Source organism: Dehalococcoidales bacterium (assembly GCA_028717385.1).
Lineage (GTDB): Bacteria > Chloroflexota > Dehalococcoidia > Dehalococcoidales > CSSed11-197 > CSSed11-197.
The window spans coordinates 1-18263 of record JAQUNW010000002.1 but is presented as its reverse complement, the minus strand read 5'-3'; the positions used below and the strand labels follow the sequence as shown (position 1 = coordinate 18263).

Genomic DNA, 18263 nt, shown 5'->3' with positions numbered 1-18263 from the left:
CCATTATAAAATTGCTGTGCTTCGTGGCAGCGTAGCTCAGTGGTAGAGCAGGGGACTCATAAGCCCTTGGTCACTGGTTCAAATCCAGTCGCTGCCACTTTTTTCATTTATTGCCTCTTATAACAAGTCTTGCACTGAGGTTTTGCAAATGAGGTTTTTGCTGGTTTACCGCAAATGTGGCAGTAATTTTCGGTGAAATTACGATTACTAACCCTGCGCCAGATCTCAAAGCAACTGCCACAAAGAGGTTTATCAGGATTCTTATCAATTAAACCGTGGCAACGTATGCAATAACCTCTGGAATTAGTTGGCTCTCCGAACATGAAATCCGCTATTTCGGCAAGCACCGATTTGCTTTTTTGAACTGTTTGATTTGTGGCAGATGGTTTTTCTGATAAAGACTGTTTTATATATTTAGGCTTTGTAAACTTATGCTCTATACTATTCGATTGTTTTGCAGATTGGACGATGAATTCAGCTTCTCTTACCGCCTCATCGAACGTTGAAGAATCATCCGATGAGGTGAGGAGTATCCCCATTTCGCGGTTTCCTTGAGAAGTCTCATATAAATTCAAAGAAGTAATAACCATGTTTTCTTCATTGTAAAAACACTTAGCATGAAGCTTTTCAAGAAAGCGAAGTTCTAGATTGCGTATCTTGCTTAAGGCGTCTCTTTCTTGAGATTTTAAGTCTTGCTCCCTGCATACGATTGTTATATCAACGCCACTGTTAGATTTATATATCAAGCGCTCTAATAATGATTCAGGCATTTTGATATATGGAGTAATCAAACAAAGCTTTTTCGTGGAGCTGCTAATTATACTTTCGATTTGAGCAAAAGCACTCCAAGTGTTTAGGAATTTTGACACGATATGCTTCTCCTGTTTCGTTAAGTCTTTATATTGTTATTACAATATAACACATGCTGACAAGCCTAAAACGCAAAGACGGGGTTCTTCATAAATAACAAGCCTCACATCTCTATTGACCTTCTCCGAAAGAAGACTATACTCGCACGCAACTAAACGAGAAGGAGATCAGGTCCAATGTCTAATATAAGCGTAAAACAGGCAATCGATGAGTTTTTACTATCCTGCAAGGTAGAAGGCAAATCCTACGGAACAATAGAGTGTTACTCGGATAAACTGAAAGGCTTCCTCTGGTATTGTAACAACTTCAACTGTTGGCAGTCAGAGAAACAGGACAATGATCTCCAGGTGGAGAGGAAAATAGTATTAAGGAAAGCGCATTATGCTTCCACCTTGTTGTCAGTGAGGAACAATAATGGCAAATAATGCTTTTTTCCCGAGGAGCCTTGTTGTGATAAACTTACAAGGCCGAAAGTGAGCAGCCCGGGGAGTAAAGCCTTTCGGGTAGCAGCTTCTAAAAAGAATGAAGATTTATCTTAACCAAGATCATTTGGACATTAAGCTTAATCTTTTAGAGAAATATATATCTTTCAACGGATCGTTTTCTGTTCCGCTGGTCAATATCACCGGTGCCTTGGCTGAAAAGCCAGACTGGAACATGCTGGCAGTGCGCTCCCCGGGAACGAATATCCCGTTTATTATTAAAGCCGGCACATACCACACTGCTTTAGGGGCAGAATTCTGGTGCGCTACAATTAGAAAGAAGCACCTGGTGATTTTTCTAAATGGCTGGAATTATCAGCGAATGGTGCTTTCTCCCGGCAACCCTGATGAACTGGCGGAAAAAATAAACCAGGTACGCTAAATTTAATACAGAAACAGGTCGCCCTGTTACCCGCTGGCGTCATCGCTTTATTACAGCTTTTTTCGCAGTTACATTAAAACCATTGACAGAGTTTTAATGATCACGTTTCCCAGGAAATCATATGTCTTAAACATGTTTGGCCTTGCTTTACAGGTTTTATTATTTTAACAACCTTCTTTTATGATAGAATAAAACCTGTAGTACCGATAATAATTACCATTGATTGGTGAAAAGGAAAACATATTGTTACAAATTACTGATGCTGCCCGAGATAAAATAAAAGAAATACTAGATGAAAATGTTGGGAAATATTTACGCATAACGATTGAAGCTGGTTGAGGTGGGCCTCGTTTAGGATTAGCTCTGGATGAGTTAAGAGAGAATGAAACCGCAATTCAGGTAAACAGTATTAACCTTTTGGTTTCTGATAATGTTAAACCCTTTACAGGCGGAAATACGATTGATTATATCCAATCAATGGACGGAGAGGGATTTGTAATCAGCAAACCCGGGCAATCGGGCTGTGAAGGTTGCAGTTGTTGATAGCCGCTGGTTAAAGCGGCTGGTCCAAATCCAGCCGCTGCCACTTTTTTATGTCCTAAAAGGAACGTAAATGGAAGCTAATGTTGCACTCTCCCTAGAACAGGCATATAAGTTGTGTAAAGCGTATGTTGATATCAATAGCGAATTAGCATAATTAAATATTAATCCTTATTCGTATTCCTTGGGAACAGCACAGATCATTACCATTGGTTCATCGGTTGAGGTGTTGCGGTATTGATGTTCCTCTCCTGGTAATACCAGAGCAAAATCGCCTTTCTTGACGTTGTAATGTTTGCCCTGAATCACCAGGTTGCCTGCACCTTCGATTATATAGTTCATGTGTTCATTTTCATGGCGGTGAAGCGGAGTATGGCCGCCGGGTTCTAGAGTAAACACACGGAAAGAACAGGTTGGTGCCCCATGTTTGCTAGAAAGGGGAATCTGCTTGAATACTTTATAAGCCCCCTCCATATCTATTTTGGTTTTCGGTGTATTTTCCAGAGAAGCGATGTACATAATTCACCTCGTCTCCCTATGCCTTGAACAATTCTGTGCTCAAATATTTCTCCCCTCTGTCTGGGAAGATTACTACGATGGTTCCTGATTCTATTTTCATGGCAGTCTGAACGGCGGCATACATGGCGGCGCCGCTGCTCATGCCTACAAAAATTCCTTCCTGTTTTACAATTTGCCTGGTCATTTCATATGCAGCTTCGGTTTCGACCATAATTTGGATATCGATCATGGAAGGATCATATATTGCCGGTACGATTGCCTCCTCCATGTTTTTCAGCCCCTGGATGTAGTGACCTTTAACAGGATGAGCGCATACTATTGTAATGTTGGCGTTATGTTCCTTTAATACTTTAGCTACTCCCATAAGAGTGCCAGAAGTGCCCACAGACGAAACAAAGTAGTCTATATTCCCTTCGGTTTGCTTCCAGATTTCTTCTCCGGTTGTTCTGTAATGAGCAACCTTGTTGAACTCATTGGAAAACTGATCCGGCATAAAATATTTATCAGGGTAGTTGCTTACCAGCTCTCTAGCTTTTCGGATGGCTCCGTCTGTTCCCATTTTTCCATCTGTCAGGGTAACCTTTCCACCAAATGCCTTAACCATCTGAATCCTCTCGCTGGAAACCGCTTCGCTCATAACGATTTCTACCGAGTACCCTCTTATGCTGCCGATCATTGCAAGAGCTACTCCGGTATTGCCCGAGGTAGGCTCAATAATTGTTTTTCCTGGCGTTAGTTTTCCCTCCAGCTCAGCCTGTTCGACCATGCTCAATGCAATCCTGTCTTTTATACTTCCGGTTGGATTAAAGCCTTCAACCTTTGCATAAATTGAGGCATTTTTATTGGGATTAAGCTTATTGATGCGCACAAGCGGTGTATTGCCGATAGTTTGTAGGATATTTTGCACTGAGTCCATGACGCTCCTTAAAAAGGTTTTGAGTTTTATTATACTCCAAAGGCTAAATTCATACCTGTTTTGATCATTTCTGAAAGAATATCGTTATTATTTGTTTTCAAACAGCGTTTAACCAGCTCAGTGTGGATATTTAATCGTAAAAGCAATACAATTAAAATGGCTAAGAATTGAGCATGATGACATAATGAAAAAACAATTTCTGTTGTTTATAGCGGTTATTCTATCTGCCTTACCGCTAGTCGGTTGTATAGGTGATGATGGATTTACTACGACCAACCCTTCAAATGCTCCCAAAATCACCTTTGAGGATTTAGCTGCTAATCCGGAATTATACTCGGATAAATATATAACCATCGACGGCTTCTGGTTCGATGGTTTTGAAATCGCTGTTCTTGCAGAAAGGCTGGAGCCATCTGGTTTTGCGCCGGGAAACTTGAAACCAGGTGGTGTGTTAATCTGGATCCAGAGCGGCTTGGCTGAAGATGTGAGAGAGCAGCTCTATCTCCAAGCTGAAAACGTTACCGGTTACCCTGCCCATTATGGTAAAGTCCAGCTCACAGGCAAGCTGGAATACGGGGGACGTTATGGGCATTTGGACAGCTATAATTACCGTTTGCAGATTTCTGATTCAAGCTTGATTCCCTGGAATCCTGAGCCAGATTAAAAAAGCTCTGTGAATCCAGCTAGCTCCCTGTTAATAATTCCCTACACTTCTGCGAAAGCTACAACATAGTTATGCCCGTACACCTTGGCGCATTTTGGGCATGTTGTATAATAAAAATAGAAGTTCTTGATATCTTTGCCCTTTTGCTCTGCATACTTAACCATTTCTTTTACCCAACTCGGTACGGAGTTGTAGGGTCCATCAAAAACCTTGGTAAGATATGTTCCCGATAATTTAACATTTTCGGCATCGGGAACTTCTTTGGTGATGCTGATGTATAATTCGCCCTTCCATGGGGAAGATTCGGCGGAAAGCATCAAGAAATCCTTATCTTCAGGCTTTGCTCCTGCATTTTCAATTTTGTCCCATGCTCTGGTGACTGCTTTGCCGAAAGTTCCCGGCAAGGGAATGTGCATAAACTGGGGTACAGTGTCTTTCAAGAAGAGTTTATTTTCCCAGATTGTTTCTTTTTCTTCCCATGGTTCGGGATCAAATCTTGGACAACAGCCGGTTTCGCCTTCATGATTTGTCATAACCCCCCCCTTTATTCGTACTGACAATTTATTTTACCACCAGTAATTGTCGAATTCATCGGTTTAAAGCTGGCAAAATTGGATTGCAACAATTTTTTTTACCGTAGAATCAAAGCAACTACTTTTCGGTTCAAGCTTGCCATTGTTTGCATAAATAGACAGTAAATGGCGACCGGATTATAAGAAACCGTATTTGTGCAACCATTGCAGGCCAGTGGCTGCAATGCCAGGATATCCGGTGGAAAATGGGTGAAGCCGGTAAGTTTACACCTCGTAAGTGGTTACGAGATAGTATGCGTAACCCAAGCCCATGGCTATTATCCAGAAGTAGTTCACATCAGCAAATAGCCAATCCCAAAAATCTGTATATCTTTTATTCGGGTTGTTTTTATCGATCCTCATAGCAGGTTTTCCTGGTTTGAAACGTTGGTCTTTATTATATCCTGCCTGCACTGCTCCCGCCCACGGTTTTCTGGTTGAAGGTTTTGGACGCTTAATCTTTTTACCTGCACATCACTTCTCAGAGCGGAATGAAAGGAAGCCCGATTTCCGCTCTGATTATTCGGTTTACCAAGCTAATTGAGAATTCTTTAACCTGGAGTTTTCAAGCCGGATTACTTTATCTCAACTGTAAATATCTTGGTTTCCAGGACTTCAGTTTCCCAGGATCTTTTATACTTGAAAGTGATGTCAGTTTGGCCTTTGTTTAATGCCTTGAACCGGAAAAGTTCAGTACCTCCGGCGCCAACTATGTTTTCTTTAGCAAATTCACCTGGTTCAAATGTCTCCTCTACAAGCTCAAGCATTTCTGTGTTGTAAACTGCTTCCCATCTGTAGCCGGTGGAAGGGTTAGATTCAAGCGCAATCAGCACAATAAACTCCTTGCTGACGCCAGAATCAATGTCTTCTTCCGGGTCGTAGTAGGCTTTTACAGATTGGCTGGTACATCCCCAGGCCATCGAGGCGGATAGAACGAGTACCACGGCGGTAAACAATAGCTTTTTCATCGTTTCACCTCACAATTTTTACTACCACATATAATAATAAGTCGCATATTTAACAGCATCAGGGAAAATGGCGGTATTTCAGTGATTAATTTAGCGTTTCAGCTGTCAGTAATTAACCTACTCCAACTACTAAATCCAGACCAAGCGCCTCACAATGTGTTTTTATGTCGCCAACAATTTGTTCAGGCGGCAGTTTAAAATCTACGCCCTCTGTTTCTCCAATGTGTAATTCTCCGCACCAGACCACCAGTTCTCCTGCCGGCAATTTACTCAAAGCTGTTTGTATATCATCTACACTTGAACAATGGATGTTTACCCAGCCGGTTTCAGAAATATAATCCTCAACAGTAGTAAGCTCCTTCACGGTTTTGGTGCGGTTGGTCCCGGTAATAAGGGTAAACATCCACTTCTCTTCTTTTGGCCAAGAGTACAGCTCGTATCCCTTAAAACCACGCGGCAGTATATCTATTTCAGCGATTGAAAGTTTTTCGATCAACTTTCCGGCTTCTTCCAGTGATGCCAGGACATCAGGGTTGTTTCTGGGATCTTCGCCTTTAGGAGTATTACAGCCACATGTAAACTGTGTAAGTAAAATAGAAAAAACAAAGACAGTTATTAAGCTCCTGCTTTTCATATGTAGCTTCTACCTTTCCCCAGCCTCTTATTATAACGCCAGAAATACTACCAAGGTATTGCCGAATGAGTGGTCTAATAATACTTTTTTCGATTCTTTATTTCTTTTTCCAGCTCGGGTATCGGTGTTGACAGAACGAATAATAAAAAACATTGCGCACAGAAAAGAAACGTACCCATAGGCACCTTATTTATATCACAACCGCGCAAAAAGCTATTAAGCTGTCAGAGGGTTTAGAGGCTTGCTAAGATAGTAAAACCGGGGGATTTTGAATTAAATAGCGGGATTATCAAGTGGCTGGGAATATAGCTATATTCCCAGCCGAAGTATTTAAACCGGATCAGGTTCAGGTTTGTTTAATCTAAGAAGCTGGCCCAAAATCCCTCTTTTTTTTCGCTTGGTGAATAATGATGAATTTGGCATTATTGCCTTACTGCGTACACTATCAGCTTTACGAACCTCGCGAAGGCGGCAATTCCCAATATCACAGCGATTATTATCAAGCTGGATTTTACGGCAATTGCCACCGCGGTTTCTGCTCCTCCAGGAATTATGCTGAAATCGAATGGGAATATGCTGGCAAGAGAGGCAACTACTATTACACCCAGAATATTCAACACCATTTCTGTGGCTTCCCGGAACCAGTAGCGGTCATATACTATCATCGTAATGTAGGCGGCAATGGTAAGCACTGTTACTACAATGAAGATGGGAAGCCATACCATAAATTCGCTGGTGAGCAACGGGGCACGTGAAAAGCCTCCTCCGGGCACATGCCGGTACCAGGCAATGTAGCTGTGAAAACATGTAAAGAAAATGAGAAGGGCTATGTTCCAGATAATCCCGAATGAGTATCCAATTAATCGGCCAGTACGCCCGGAGGAGTCATCCTTTCCTTCCCTTTCCGTGTGTACTCGTTGCCCGGCTTCGGCAGTAACAGCTATTGGTTCGGTATCTTCCGTTGTCTCCCTCGCAAGGGCAACGGTTTTAGTTTCTTGGCTTGTCTGGGGCATATCATTGATAGCAGAAGCTGCAATATCACCTGCCAGTGGCAGCCTGAACATTTCACCCTGGTAGGCTTTTATCATGAGTATTATCCAAAGGGCAAAAGTCAGTGTGCCGATAATTGCGCTGAAGGCATCACCAATTACCGGGATGAGGGACAGCAAGCCGCTTAATATCATCAGCGGGGCGAAAGTTACTATAGATTGAGTGGCGTGAAAGCGAATAAATCTGTTTTTGGGTTCAAGCACCAAGAATATAATGCCGGTAATCCAACCAGCCAGGTAACATAAAAGCCCGCTCACATTCTGAGGCAACTGGGTGCTGGTTTTGGCGCTGGACGCTTGTGCTTTTTCTTGTTCTATCCGCTCTTTTTCTTCCTGGTATATCCGCTGCCTTTCTTCCGGGCTAAGCTCCATGGTTGCCTCCTTAATCTGTTTTCTTGCCGGTATCTTTTGTTGCCTTATCAGCTGCCAGCAAAGAAGTCAGTATTTGCTCCTGGAACTCACCCACCGCTCCTGGTGAATGCGGAATAAGGATAGTATTATTGTTGGAATGGCGGCCGACGTCGGTGAGCATATCGTAGTACTGGGTAAGCAGTACTAGCGACATTACGTCTTTGGCATCTACACCCTCAATGGATTTTTGGAAGTCCTCTACGGATTCTCTCAAGCCCTTAACAATGGCTATTCTCTGGTTAGCTATACCTATGCCGGAAAGTTCCTTGCTCTTTGCATCAGCTTCGGCTGCTTTTACTATTAAAATCTTTTCGGCTTCGCCCTTGTGTTCGGCAGCTACTCTCAGCCTCTCCTGGGCATTGATTTCGTTCATGGCATTGGCTACCTTGGTATCGGGTACAATATCGTTCACCAGCGCAGTTTTAATAAAGTAGCCAAACTCAGGCATGATATTGCCGAGTTTCTCTTCAATATCCTGTGCAATATCCTCTTTCCTTTCAAAAACCTCGTCCAGCTTCATGTGGGGAACTTTTGCTCTTACAGTATCGAATACGAAGGACTCCATCTGTGATTGTGGGTTGGTAAGTTTATAGAAAGCATCCCATACTTTCTCTTTAGTGACATAATACTGAACTGCAATTAATAAATCGACGAAAACGTTATCGACGGTTTTAGTTTTAACTGCAACATTTAGTTCCCGCACCCTAATGGAAACCCTGCCAGCAATACGATCGATTATTGGCCATTTGAAATGAAATCCCGGGTCCGAAATCTTGGTAAATTTGCCCAATCTTTCGATAACCACATAGGTTTGCTGCTTTACAGTATAGACTGACATAAAAAATACCATGAGCAATATGAAGCCGATCGTCGGCCCTATGATTAATCCTGTCATTTATTATTATCCCCCTGTAAAAATAATTTCAGCCCTGGCAGGGCAAGACTGGTTTTGCCGCTGCATATTCCAGAAAGAACTCTTGGACACTCCTGGTTTATTAATCTCTGTCGCCCTTGTCTTTACCTACTTTGGATAAAATGTAAACCATGCCAGCAAGGCAGAGAAGAAAGATGCCGATACCGATTGGCGAACCCCAGCCGAGTACCAGGTGCAATTCCATAAAGAACTTCCTCCATGTTAATAATAATATTATACTCTAATCAGGCACGATTAATATATCCCGCTAATCGATAAATTATTTCAATTGACAACAAAATCTTCTTGCATGATAATGAGTTTATCTAATGCTAAGGAGGAAGCGCGATGAAATATTCTCCCAAATATTATGCCGATTTTGAGAAGAAGTATCCTGAAATTGCCCGGGATTTTTCCAAACTAGCCCAGAGCTGCCATCAGGATGGTCCGCTGGATGCTAAGTGCCGCAGGTTGGTAAAGCTTGGTATTGCTATTGGGATTGAAAGCGAAGGGGATGTCCAGTCTCATGTGTTACAGGCTCTTTCTGAAGGTATCTCCCCTGAAGAAATTAGACACGCAATTATTCAAACGCTTACTACTGCCGGTTTCCCGCGGATGATTGCCGCAATGGCCTGGGCGGAAGAAATACTTGCTAAAAAAGGCTAGAGCGCTGATGTTGCTGTCAGCAATAATTATTTGGATCTATATAGAGAGGAAAAATGCCTTTATATTCTTATAAATGCCTTAGATGTGACTGTGTTTTTGAGCTGTTGTTGCCAATGGGTACAAACCACAATGAAGTAAAATGCACGTCATGTGGGAAAGCTGGACTGGAACGGGTATATGCTGCCTTTAACTCCGGAAAGAGCAACAGCTGCTCATCTGGCAGTTGCGGAGGCTGCAGCGGGTGCGGCTAGTAACAGGTATTCGCTAGTCAGGTTTTCCTGGTTCACCCAGCCAACGTTCAATAGCGGCAGTATTTGGATATCTCAACGCCAGGGCTTCATCAAGTTTTGACAACACTTTGTGAATATTTGAATCGCGGGAGTCGTAGTCTTCATTCAGGCTGTCGTTAAGCGCTTCCCTCAGGTTGTGATAGCTGTTCAAGAATAGTCCGCCTTCCTGTATCAAAGCATTTTTAAGCACCAGGGTTGCATCGGTTACTGACATGAGGTCGTAAAACCTTTCCCTGTATGCGTTGGTCATGAAAATGCCGTGGGATATTGCCAGAGCTATCGGTTTGGACTCTCCCAGATTTGGAGAAGAAATTATTCCAGCAAGTTCAGTAACGTTCTCCTTAAGAAATTCTGCATCGATATCACCATGAAGGTCTTCTGCCAACTTTAGAAAATAGGAAATATCACTCTCAGTATCGGTAGTCAGGACTATGTATAGCTGCACACCGGTGACTGCCAGAAGCACCAGGCTTATGACTACAATAGTAGCCTTGAGTGTATCTATTATGTTTTGATTAATTTTTATTATGGTAGACAACAATTCTTGCAAGACTCTTCACTTTGCCCGGAATGACATGCGTTTACTGCCCAAGGATCTTATACGTATAGAGCGCCAACGTCAAGATGTTTTTTCTTATATACGGGCACAATTCTTGCGAGACCCTTCGCTTCATTCGGACATGACACGTGTTTTTGCTTTCATTTCGTAGTCTGTACAATGGTTTTTAACAAAGTTGGGGAAAATAACTTAAGCTTTTTGACATTGAGTGGTAAAGTATTAACAGCATGAAGAAATGGGCGAAATATTTTCTCTTGGCAGTAGCCGGGCTTCTGCTATTTTTTCCTTTTATTCAAACAACTGAATGCCATGCTAATTCTGCCGAGCCGCCCTCGATATTTATAATTGTTGCCCATGCTCCCGAAGATTTGGAAATCAGCCTGCTACCGGAGGGTCCTAAGGCTTCCAAAACCACCCACTCTTATGAAACCTACTACTCTTTTTATTCCTATCAGATGCAGTTTACGGATTATAGTTTTGAAGTTGCCACTGGAGGAAAAACCTTCATAATAGAGCTAGACAAGCCGGTTGAGTCATATCAAAACATCTATACACTTGATCTGAAAAGCCAATCGCTTACGCCGGGTAAATCCTTTTACCGGTCAGCATTTTTAATATTCTCCCGGGTTGTTTTGACGCTTTTGGTCGAAGGGCTTGTGTTTTTCCTGTTCGGTTACCGTCGCAAGAGAAGCTGGCTGGTTTTCCTCGGTCTTAACCTGGCCACACAGCTTACGCTCTGGATATGTTTGAATGGAACCCCTCCTTTTCATGTGGGCTATCTAGTCCTCCTTCTGTTTTTTGCAGAAGCGCTGATATTTATAATTGAAATGGCCGGTTTTCTGATTTTGGTAAACGAACATCGCCGTTTGCGAACTGCTGCTTATGTAATCGTTGCCAACATATTAAGCTTGCTGGCCGGAATATCTTTAATTTCTGCTTTGCCCATTTGACAGCTTCGTTCAGGTTAAGATAAACTCATTGGAATATTGAATCCAAATGACTGAAACTTTTCTTGCGCTAGTACCCAGTTTTTTAAGTCCTGACACTGCCAAGTGGATGACACTGGCAGTTTTTGTTATTACCTTTGTATTCATTCTGTACCGCCGCTTCAACATCGCCTATGTTTCACTGGCAGCTGCTGTTATTATGGTAGTGCTCGGTGTAGTGGGGCCAGGTGAGGCGTTTTTTACCGGGGTAGATTGGGATGTTCTGGCAATATACTGGGGATACGGGATGCTGGCCAGCTTTCTGACCGCGAGCAATATCCCCAAGTGGCTTGCCAATCGGGTTGTCAGCCGTATAACCCAAGAAAAATACGCCCTGCTGGTATTATGCGTTATCGCTATGATTCTCTCCTCATTCATGGCTAATCCAAGTGTTGTTATTATTTTGGCGCCATTAGCAATAGAACTTGCCACCCGCATGAACGGCAATTTGTTTGTGTATCTGATTGCACTGGCTGCCGCTTCCAATATTGTCACCACGGTTACCATGGTAGCTGATCCGCCGGCTCTTATCATGGCAAGCCAAACCGGCATGAGCTTTTTTGAATTCTACTGGTTTCAAGGCAAGGTTGGGCTTGGAACCATATCTGTTATCGGGATCCTGGCTGCCATCTTCGTGCTACTCCTGACTTTCAGGAAGCTGAACAATAAGGTAGCGTTGCAGCCGGAGGAAGTAGAAATAACCTTCAAGCCGGTAATACTATTGGTAGTAAGCGTTGCAGCCCTGGCTTTTATTCCGTGGGAAAGCCTGGGAGTATGGAATCACCGGGGTCTGGTTGGTTTGATTTTAGGTTTGGTGTGTCTGGCTTTTGCCGGGCGTAATGTCAAAAACTGGCTCAAGGAATACGATTGGAATTCTATATTCTTTTTAATAGGAATTTTTATCCTGATTTTCAGTGTAAATAAAGTCGGACTGCTGGAAGATTTTGCTAATTTGCTCATCAATACCGGGATTTCCAGCCCGGCTCTATATCTTGGGGTGATTATCTGGGTTTCGGTTCTGCTTTCATCTTTTATAGATAATGTCCCCTATACAGTCATCATGCTGCCGGTATGCTCTATGCTGGCATCTTCATTGGGAGTTAATCCATTTCCCTTCTATTTCGGTATGCTGATCGGTACCGGTATGGGTGGCAACCTGACGCCGGTGGGCGCAACCGCCAATGTGCTGGCTTGCGGCATGCTGGAAAAACGTGGCTACCGCATCAAAATGGGAAGTTATATAAAAATTGCCTGGCCTTTTACTATTGCCGCAGTGGCTGTTTCGCATGTATTACTTCAACTCATCTGGCTTTAAGAGCACACTAAGTGGATTTGCTCGTCATTAACGGTATTACGGCATTATCAAACAACCCCGGTGGCTAAAGATCAAGAGATTCCGGATATATTAAAGGCAGGTAGTTTTTCATTTTAGCTCTGAATTTCTTGCTTGAACCGACCAGTCTATCCAGCTCTTGCCAGAATGCATGGCTGTGGTTTTTTATCCTGGTGTGTACCAGTTCATGCAGAATGACATAATCAGCCAGCTCCTGAGGGAGCCTCGCAAGCTGTACGTTAAGGCTGATGTTGTTATTAGCAGAACAGCTGCCCCAGCGAGTTTTCTGGTTGCGAATAGTTACACGGTTATAGGAGAAGCCGTATTTAAAGGCCAGTTCTTCAAGCCGCCGGGTGAGGAGCTTGGTTGCACGTTGCCTGTCTACCGGTGTCGAGGCGATCGCCTGAACAGATAATGTTTTTTCGTAACGTCTGATCTTATCAATATTTTCTATTAGCCAGTTTTTTCTACTGATAGCAAATTCTGTTGCTTTTTGGAAAGAAGAGTGAGGAGGTACGGCGACTCTCGGTTTTCGGAAAGGTTTTATAGAAATGCTTATGCGTTTAGCCCGCATGCTTCGTTCGAAGGATACTAGGCCAACCTCATCGATATGGATAAGCCTGGTTTGCTGCATAGTTTAAACGAAATTATAGCAAGTGGGGCTGCCTAAGCATAATTTAGTTAAAAACACCTGGAGCTGTCCATTACGCGAGCCTTAAAAATTATCGGAGCCGAGCCGTTTATTGGAAAAAGTATTGATATTTAATGATGTTTTTCTTTATAATCATTATTATTAAAGGAGGGTCAACATGGAAATACTTTGGTATCTTCTGGTGGGTTTGGTTATCGGTGTATTGGCAAGGCTTATTCTACCCGGAAAAGAGAATATGGGTTGGATTATGACCATACTTCTCGGTGCTCTGGGGGCATTTCTAGCTGGTAGTCTTGGACATTGGGTCGGCTGGTATGATTTCCCTTCGTGGATAGGTTTTGTTGCTGCGCTGGTTGTTGCAATAATTCTTATCGCTGTCTATGACTGGATAAAAAGTAGATAAATCCAATTTAACAAAGCGTTGGGTCAGGGTAATCGTGTATAATTAAAAAAGCATGCTAGCGCGGGCAGAAAAAGCCCGCCTATTTTAATCCGGAGCAGTCAATGTTTAAAAAACGGTATTTACAGATTACCCTTGCAGTGATGGCGCTTTTGTTATTGTTGCCGGCACTTCTTTCGGGCTGCGGTTCTGAAAAATCGGCCAATGCAGGAGACAGCGTACGGGTGCATTACACCCTGTTTCTTTCGGATGGTACTGAATATGAAACATCGGTGGGTAGCCAGCCATTAGAGTTTGTTATCGGAGAAGGGCGTTTGTTGGAGAAGTTCGAACAAGCTGTGATAGGGCTCACACCCGGGCAGTCCAGAACGGTTGATATTGTGGCGAAAGATGCATATGGCGAATACAGGGAAGACCTGGTGTTTGACGTAAGCAGAGAACAGCTGGAAGGAGGCTTTGATCCGAAGGTAGGAGATACTGTTTATAGCCAGGATGAGAGCGGATATACCTGGACAATGGTTGTCGTGGCAGTTTCTGAGACAGATATCACCGTAGATGCAAATTCTCCGCTTGCTGGAAAAGACCTGACATTTGAGATTGAGTTGGTTGAAATTCTGTAGAAGACTAAATCGTTACCAGCATCAAAAAAACTGATTATTATACTGTATCTCTGGAATAGCTGGAGCCGTGATATTATGCGAATGTGGATGGTAAATCCCCGATTTATGTGCCGTAATCATCTACTTGGCGAGCATGTTGAACTACATATGCTGATGGGTTGCCTGCGACGGGGCAAAAATATTAGCGGATTTTTGGAGCAGGGTCTGGTTGATCCTCCCCTGATACGGGAGCGCCATGAACAGCTTGTGCAAGAAATGGAAAGTCGGGGGTATCGTCACCAGTCTCCAATTGGGGATTGTGATTATTCTGCACAGAGAGGAAAACTGGATCCTTGGGCAAACCTTGTTGAATTAAGCTCGAGGTGTGCCACTTGCAGAAGGTTGATTGAGGCTGACGGGGCGTAGGCGCAAATTAAAAGAACATGGCAGTAATTGGCAGATAAATGAAGAGCTTTATTCAATGTAAAATCAAAATTACAATAAGAAACTTGCAATTAAGCCAATATAGTTATCTTGACAAAAAACTAATAAAACAGTAGTGTGGTATCAGAGGCTGAGCCAATACCTCTAATAATAATCAGGAGGTGCACGATGAGGCTTCACTCGATTTTTGGAGTATTCCAGGTAGACAGTTAATGCCCCACCCTTATCGTGGGGCATGTGGAACTCAACCGGATTTGTGGTGGATAGAGGGAGTAAAAATAAACTCCATGTAGTGTTTCATTACGATAGAATTCTGGTTGAGGAGTGAGCAATTAAACGGAGGCTCCTAAAGTGGGAGCCTCCGTTTTTTGTCCGTACCACCCGACACGTGATTATTTTATATTCTCCTGTGCTAAAATAAGGATTAAAATTTTAAACTATTGCGTGGAGAGTACGTGTGAAAATAAAAATATTCCAGATGATATTGTTGGCAGCCATACTGGGGGTAGCTCTGCCCGTGTCGGGTTGCGGTCTTGCAGGAGAGACAACAGTACACCTGACGACTACCCAGGTGAAAACGCAGCTTAGTCCGGTTACCATCACAGACACTATTATTAAGACTGTTACCAGCCAGCCGGACGCGTCTTCGGTTACAATTACCAAATATATAACAACTACTGTCCCCATGGTAACCACGGCGCCTCCCCCTCCACCATCTACTGTTTATGTGACTACAACTGTGATACAGCAGGGCATAGCTGTCAGGCAGCTGATATTACCAGCGGATGAAATACCAGCTGTAAATGCCTTCAGTGTCTGCATGGAGGTACAAAACATCTCAACCAGGGATATGGAGTGCAATATTCCTGTTACTGTCACTAGCCAGGACAAAGATGATTATGAACTGGTTTTACACGTGGAATTTTTTATCCAGAGCGGTGAAACGAAAACCGTTTGCACTGATGATATCAAGTTGCTGCTCGGCTCTTATTATGTTGAGGCGGGAGAGATCTTGCGGGAGTTTTATATAGTAGAAGGTGGGGGCTGATGCAAAGACTAGCTGCCGTGTGCAGCGGTGCAGAATAAGGTTGATTACTGGTTTGCTTAATAGTCGTAAACGATGTATCATAAAAATGATACTATTAACGCTGGAGAAGTAAAATGCCAACATATTCATACGGCTGCCAAAAATGCGGAACAGAATTTGAAGTGTTCAGGCCTATGGAAAGTACTGAAGACGTAGAATGCCCCATCTGTGGTTTCACCGATACCGAACGGTTTTATACTGCCTTTAACTTTATGGGTGGTTCCGGTTGTGGCACCAGCAGCTATAGCTGAGGGTAATCTCTATCCGGGCATGTTGTCCGGGATGCAGGTATATAAGGGAGTCGTACAAGGCTCCCTTATTTTTTTAAATGGTTGTTTTTGCGTTCTATGCCAAAGTATAATGCTTTTAGTGCAGGCGTATTCCCATACTTAACCCTCTCCTTAAACGCGATTTTCGTCTTTTATGGATGGGCGAAGGAATATCCCTGCTCGGTGGTCAATTCCAGGTGGTTGCCTTAAGCTGGCTCACTCTTCAGATTACCGGATCCGGAATGGCGTTGGGGGCGGTACTTATGGTTGGGGCAATCCCACGTGCAATTTTCATGCTTTTTGGCGGCGCTCTGAGCGATTAACTTTCTCCGCGCAGGATTATGATGATCTCCAACCTCCTGCGATCGGTTGTGGTTGGAACAGTGGCACTTATCGTTTATTTTGACTCTGCCCAACTCTGGCATCTTTATGTTTTTTCAATTATTTTTGGTATAGTTGACTCTTTTTTCCATCCTGCTTTAAACTCGATTATTCCAAGAGCTGTTGAGAGGGATTCCCTTGGGAGCGGCAATGCTATTCTCAGGGGTACTCATGAATTAACATATCTTATTGGGTCTGCTCCTGCGGGGATTTTGATGTCTGCAGTTGGCATGGCTGGCTGACAACCGGTTTGCTGGTGGTGCAACAGCGTTTGGTACTATCCTTTCTGCATTTGGAGGAGGAGCGCTGATAGGCACAATTATCTCAGGGACTATTAAAATCCGCCGGCGTGGTTACGTTCTGGCTATCATTGGAGCTTTGTTAGGAATTGGATTAGGTCTATATGGCATTATTGGCAGCATTATTGGCGCCGCCATCCTTTCGGTTATCATGGGTGTGGGGGTTGGAATCTTTAATATTGTGCTCATCTCATGGTTTCAAAAAGAAGCCCTTCCACATATGGTTGGCAGAGTCATGAGCCTTTTAACATTTGCTTCGGTAGGGCTGATGCCAGTTTCCTTTGCTCTTTCTGGAATGCTGGTAGACGTACATGCACCAGTCATGTTTACAGTTGCGGGAGGCATGACTTTACTGGCTTGTTTGTACTTATTATGTGTTCCTGTGGTTCGAAGCATAGATTAATGTAAATAACCTGCTTGTAGTAATCCTCATCGAGTCAGACGTTCCTGCCTAACCCAGCTTATAGTGAGCATCCTTTTCGGGAGAATCCATCACCAGTAGTAGGCAGCCCCGCTGGTGTTTGAATTGTTTATATAACGGGAACTGCTAATTATGCACAGGTGTAAGCGCTAACCTGGAGCAAGCCGGGGCATTTAAATTAATGTTACCAGAAAGTAATATTTTTCTATTATATACTCGCAAATGGTCTTGATTAACATCTTATACGATGGTATACTTCTTCACCAAGCTTGAAAATCTGAGTATTGCTCAAGCGAAAAACATAAAAGGAGGGAAAAAAGTGTACATCGTTTATGTAACCCTTATGAATGCCAATATAGCAATTGCTCTCTTCCTGCTAGCGGTCTTCATCTTCAAGGGGATCTTCTCTGAAAGTGCCAGGAATTTTGTGCCTGCCTTTACCATCACAGGTGCTGTAGCGGTCGCAACCGGCATGCATATGGCGTTTACCGCTCCAATGCCTGGTTCATGGAACATTGCTATGGGTGAGCCTTCCATTCTCATCGGCGTTTTGCTCTTGGGTACTGCGTGGTCTATATCCAAGTCCTATAGCTTTGCTCCTCTTGGGGTGTATGGTTTTGGTGCAGGCCTTGTGGCGATGGTAGTAGGGTATCAAGTGATCAATCTTGGGCTGGGTTCTAATCCGGTTCCCACTGGCATTGTAATGCTGGTAGCTGGTTTCCCCGGTGTTCTTTCTCTTCCGGCCGCTTTCTTTGCAAAATCCAATCCCGGTATCAGCCGCATGATACAGTGGCTAGCCATCATTCTGCTGGTAGTTGCAGCTGGCATGTTAGCTTATACCAGCTTGAATGGCTACATCGGCCATCTGGATAGTTTTAGCGAGTTCAAACCGATTTATGCCCGCTAGGTAATGGTATTTTAAGAGCGTGTTTTGCTTTGCGGTAATAAAGCAACAGC

25 protein-coding genes, 1 tRNA gene and 1 pseudogene are annotated in these 18263 nt (G+C 43.4%); 15 read left to right on the top strand and 12 right to left on the bottom strand.

Annotated elements, in window-relative coordinates:
- The first annotated feature begins 25 nt into the window (after nucleotides 1–25).
- Nucleotides 26–97, top strand: a tRNA-Met gene (locus PHX29_00770).
- 10 nt (nucleotides 98–107) lie between these two features.
- On the opposite strand, the gene PHX29_00765 is transcribed toward PHX29_00770, so the two are convergent.
- The gene (locus PHX29_00765) at nucleotides 108–869 is read right to left on the bottom strand and encodes a phospholipase D family protein (GenBank protein ID MDD5604447.1); all 762 of its coding nucleotides are present in this window, start codon (nucleotides 867–869) and stop codon (nucleotides 108–110) included.
- 177 nt (nucleotides 870–1046) lie between these two features.
- Between PHX29_00765 and PHX29_00760 the strand changes: the two genes are divergently transcribed.
- Nucleotides 1047–1295 (top strand): hypothetical protein, encoded by a 249-nt coding sequence (locus tag PHX29_00760; protein MDD5604446.1) that lies wholly within the window; start codon nucleotides 1047–1049, stop codon nucleotides 1293–1295.
- A gap of 97 nt (nucleotides 1296–1392) precedes the next feature.
- On the top strand, nucleotides 1393–1734 hold the full coding sequence (locus PHX29_00755) for a hypothetical protein (protein ID MDD5604445.1): 342 nt from the start codon (nucleotides 1393–1395) through the stop codon (nucleotides 1732–1734).
- A 711-nt stretch (nucleotides 1735–2445) separates the two neighbouring features.
- On the opposite strand, the gene PHX29_00750 is transcribed toward PHX29_00755, so the two are convergent.
- Both PHX29_00750 and PHX29_00745 read right to left on the bottom strand, forming a co-directional pair.
- The gene (locus tag PHX29_00750; GenBank protein ID MDD5604444.1) at nucleotides 2446–2793 is read right to left on the bottom strand and encodes a cupin domain-containing protein; all 348 of its coding nucleotides are present in this window, start codon (nucleotides 2791–2793) and stop codon (nucleotides 2446–2448) included.
- Between the two features lie 16 nt (nucleotides 2794–2809).
- Complete coding sequence (locus PHX29_00745) at nucleotides 2810–3700, bottom strand: cysteine synthase family protein (protein ID MDD5604443.1); 891 nt, start codon at nucleotides 3698–3700, stop codon at nucleotides 2810–2812.
- Nucleotides 3701–3893: 193 nt separating this feature from the next.
- Between PHX29_00745 and PHX29_00740 the strand changes: the two genes are divergently transcribed.
- Nucleotides 3894–4373: a hypothetical protein gene (locus PHX29_00740; protein MDD5604442.1), complete on the top strand. Its 480-nt coding sequence runs from the start codon at nucleotides 3894–3896 to the stop codon at nucleotides 4371–4373.
- A gap of 41 nt (nucleotides 4374–4414) precedes the next feature.
- Here PHX29_00740 and PHX29_00735 read toward each other — a convergent pair whose 3' ends face one another.
- From PHX29_00735 to PHX29_00705, 7 genes are all read right to left on the bottom strand, one after another.
- Nucleotides 4415–4906, bottom strand: a complete 492-nt coding sequence (locus tag PHX29_00735; GenBank protein MDD5604441.1) for a hypothetical protein — start codon at nucleotides 4904–4906, stop codon at nucleotides 4415–4417.
- 264 nt (nucleotides 4907–5170) lie between these two features.
- Nucleotides 5171–5359 (bottom strand): hypothetical protein, encoded by a 189-nt coding sequence (locus PHX29_00730; GenBank protein ID MDD5604440.1) that lies wholly within the window; start codon nucleotides 5357–5359, stop codon nucleotides 5171–5173.
- A gap of 161 nt (nucleotides 5360–5520) precedes the next feature.
- Nucleotides 5521–5913, bottom strand: coding sequence for a protease inhibitor I42 family protein (locus PHX29_00725; GenBank protein ID MDD5604439.1), 393 nt, complete (start codon nucleotides 5911–5913; stop codon nucleotides 5521–5523).
- A 112-nt stretch (nucleotides 5914–6025) separates the two neighbouring features.
- Nucleotides 6026–6547: a hypothetical protein gene (locus PHX29_00720; protein ID MDD5604438.1), complete on the bottom strand. Its 522-nt coding sequence runs from the start codon at nucleotides 6545–6547 to the stop codon at nucleotides 6026–6028.
- A 422-nt stretch (nucleotides 6548–6969) separates the two neighbouring features.
- Complete coding sequence (locus PHX29_00715) at nucleotides 6970–7968, bottom strand: hypothetical protein (protein MDD5604437.1); 999 nt, start codon at nucleotides 7966–7968, stop codon at nucleotides 6970–6972.
- 10 nt (nucleotides 7969–7978) lie between these two features.
- Nucleotides 7979–8902, bottom strand: coding sequence for an SPFH domain-containing protein (locus PHX29_00710; GenBank protein ID MDD5604436.1), 924 nt, complete (start codon nucleotides 8900–8902; stop codon nucleotides 7979–7981).
- A gap of 100 nt (nucleotides 8903–9002) precedes the next feature.
- Entirely contained in the window at nucleotides 9003–9125 is a 123-nt protein-coding gene (locus tag PHX29_00705) for a hypothetical protein (GenBank protein MDD5604435.1), read from the bottom strand.
- Nucleotides 9126–9268: 143 nt separating this feature from the next.
- Between PHX29_00705 and PHX29_00700 the strand changes: the two genes are divergently transcribed.
- Nucleotides 9269–9586 (top strand): carboxymuconolactone decarboxylase family protein, encoded by a 318-nt coding sequence (locus PHX29_00700; protein MDD5604434.1) that lies wholly within the window; start codon nucleotides 9269–9271, stop codon nucleotides 9584–9586.
- Between the two features lie 264 nt (nucleotides 9587–9850).
- On the opposite strand, the gene PHX29_00695 is transcribed toward PHX29_00700, so the two are convergent.
- A complete protein-coding gene (locus PHX29_00695; protein ID MDD5604433.1) occupies nucleotides 9851–10414 on the bottom strand; it encodes a hypothetical protein in 564 nt (187 codons plus the stop codon).
- 248 nt (nucleotides 10415–10662) lie between these two features.
- Between PHX29_00695 and PHX29_00690 the strand changes: the two genes are divergently transcribed.
- Together PHX29_00690 and PHX29_00685 are read left to right on the top strand one after the other, a co-directional pair.
- Entirely contained in the window at nucleotides 10663–11385 is a 723-nt protein-coding gene (locus PHX29_00690) for a hypothetical protein (GenBank protein ID MDD5604432.1), read from the top strand.
- 46 nt (nucleotides 11386–11431) lie between these two features.
- Nucleotides 11432–12736, top strand: a complete 1305-nt coding sequence (locus PHX29_00685) for an SLC13 family permease (GenBank protein ID MDD5604431.1) — start codon at nucleotides 11432–11434, stop codon at nucleotides 12734–12736.
- A gap of 64 nt (nucleotides 12737–12800) precedes the next feature.
- On the opposite strand, the gene PHX29_00680 is transcribed toward PHX29_00685, so the two are convergent.
- Nucleotides 12801–13328, bottom strand: a complete 528-nt coding sequence (locus PHX29_00680) for a M48 family metallopeptidase (protein ID MDD5604430.1) — start codon at nucleotides 13326–13328, stop codon at nucleotides 12801–12803.
- Nucleotides 13329–13563: 235 nt separating this feature from the next.
- Between PHX29_00680 and PHX29_00675 the strand changes: the two genes are divergently transcribed.
- From PHX29_00675 to PHX29_00640, 8 genes and pseudogenes are all read left to right on the top strand, one after another.
- Nucleotides 13564–13809 carry a GlsB/YeaQ/YmgE family stress response membrane protein gene (locus PHX29_00675; GenBank protein ID MDD5604429.1) on the top strand — a complete coding sequence of 82 codons (246 nt, stop codon included), beginning with the start codon at nucleotides 13564–13566 and terminating at the stop codon, nucleotides 13807–13809.
- A gap of 101 nt (nucleotides 13810–13910) precedes the next feature.
- The gene (locus PHX29_00670; protein MDD5604428.1) at nucleotides 13911–14426 is read left to right on the top strand and encodes a peptidylprolyl isomerase; all 516 of its coding nucleotides are present in this window, start codon (nucleotides 13911–13913) and stop codon (nucleotides 14424–14426) included.
- 75 nt (nucleotides 14427–14501) lie between these two features.
- Entirely contained in the window at nucleotides 14502–14831 is a 330-nt protein-coding gene (locus tag PHX29_00665) for a pyrimidine dimer DNA glycosylase/endonuclease V (GenBank protein MDD5604427.1), read from the top strand.
- A gap of 475 nt (nucleotides 14832–15306) precedes the next feature.
- On the top strand, nucleotides 15307–15897 hold the full coding sequence (locus PHX29_00660; protein ID MDD5604426.1) for a hypothetical protein: 591 nt from the start codon (nucleotides 15307–15309) through the stop codon (nucleotides 15895–15897).
- A 113-nt stretch (nucleotides 15898–16010) separates the two neighbouring features.
- Complete coding sequence (locus PHX29_00655) at nucleotides 16011–16187, top strand: zinc ribbon domain-containing protein (protein MDD5604425.1); 177 nt, start codon at nucleotides 16011–16013, stop codon at nucleotides 16185–16187.
- A 176-nt stretch (nucleotides 16188–16363) separates the two neighbouring features.
- Nucleotides 16364–16828, top strand: a pseudogene (locus PHX29_00650) (MFS transporter).
- A complete protein-coding gene (locus PHX29_00645; GenBank protein MDD5604424.1) occupies nucleotides 16812–17288 on the top strand; it encodes a hypothetical protein in 477 nt (158 codons plus the stop codon). The pseudogene PHX29_00650 and the gene PHX29_00645 overlap by 17 nt, the downstream one beginning before the upstream one ends.
- A 337-nt stretch (nucleotides 17289–17625) precedes the next feature.
- Nucleotides 17626–18213, top strand: a complete 588-nt coding sequence (locus tag PHX29_00640) for a DUF981 domain-containing protein (GenBank protein ID MDD5604423.1) — start codon at nucleotides 17626–17628, stop codon at nucleotides 18211–18213.
- The last annotated feature ends 50 nt before the right edge of the window (nucleotides 18214–18263 follow it).

Excerpts from the sequence above, each read along its gene's own strand:
- PHX29_00690 (MDD5604432.1), top strand. The coding sequence starts at position 10,663 with ATGAAGAAATGGGCGAAATATTTTCTCTTGGCAGTAGCCGGGCTTCTG.
- PHX29_00675 (MDD5604429.1), top strand. The coding sequence starts at position 13,564 with ATGGAAATACTTTGGTATCTTCTGGTGGGTTTGGTTATCGGTGTATTG.
- PHX29_00740 (MDD5604442.1), top strand. The coding sequence starts at position 3,894 with ATGAAAAAACAATTTCTGTTGTTTATAGCGGTTATTCTATCTGCCTTA.
- PHX29_00735 (MDD5604441.1), bottom strand. The coding sequence starts at position 4,906 with ATGACAAATCATGAAGGCGAAACCGGCTGTTGTCCAAGATTTGATCCC.
- PHX29_00720 (MDD5604438.1), bottom strand. The coding sequence starts at position 6,547 with ATGAAAAGCAGGAGCTTAATAACTGTCTTTGTTTTTTCTATTTTACTT.
- PHX29_00725 (MDD5604439.1), bottom strand. The coding sequence starts at position 5,913 with ATGAAAAAGCTATTGTTTACCGCCGTGGTACTCGTTCTATCCGCCTCG.
- PHX29_00700 (MDD5604434.1), top strand. The coding sequence starts at position 9,269 with ATGAAATATTCTCCCAAATATTATGCCGATTTTGAGAAGAAGTATCCT.
- PHX29_00710 (MDD5604436.1), bottom strand. The coding sequence starts at position 8,902 with ATGACAGGATTAATCATAGGGCCGACGATCGGCTTCATATTGCTCATG.
- PHX29_00755 (MDD5604445.1), top strand. The coding sequence starts at position 1,393 with ATGAAGATTTATCTTAACCAAGATCATTTGGACATTAAGCTTAATCTT.
- PHX29_00685 (MDD5604431.1), top strand. The coding sequence starts at position 11,432 with ATGACTGAAACTTTTCTTGCGCTAGTACCCAGTTTTTTAAGTCCTGAC.
- PHX29_00655 (MDD5604425.1), top strand. The coding sequence starts at position 16,011 with ATGCCAACATATTCATACGGCTGCCAAAAATGCGGAACAGAATTTGAA.
- PHX29_00760 (MDD5604446.1), top strand. The coding sequence starts at position 1,047 with ATGTCTAATATAAGCGTAAAACAGGCAATCGATGAGTTTTTACTATCC.
- PHX29_00680 (MDD5604430.1), bottom strand. The coding sequence starts at position 13,328 with ATGCGGGCTAAACGCATAAGCATTTCTATAAAACCTTTCCGAAAACCG.
- PHX29_00705 (MDD5604435.1), bottom strand. The coding sequence starts at position 9,125 with ATGGAATTGCACCTGGTACTCGGCTGGGGTTCGCCAATCGGTATCGGC.
- PHX29_00670 (MDD5604428.1), top strand. The coding sequence starts at position 13,911 with ATGTTTAAAAAACGGTATTTACAGATTACCCTTGCAGTGATGGCGCTT.
- PHX29_00750 (MDD5604444.1), bottom strand. The coding sequence starts at position 2,793 with ATGTACATCGCTTCTCTGGAAAATACACCGAAAACCAAAATAGATATG.
- PHX29_00715 (MDD5604437.1), bottom strand. The coding sequence starts at position 7,968 with ATGGAGCTTAGCCCGGAAGAAAGGCAGCGGATATACCAGGAAGAAAAA.
- PHX29_00665 (MDD5604427.1), top strand. The coding sequence starts at position 14,502 with ATGCGAATGTGGATGGTAAATCCCCGATTTATGTGCCGTAATCATCTA.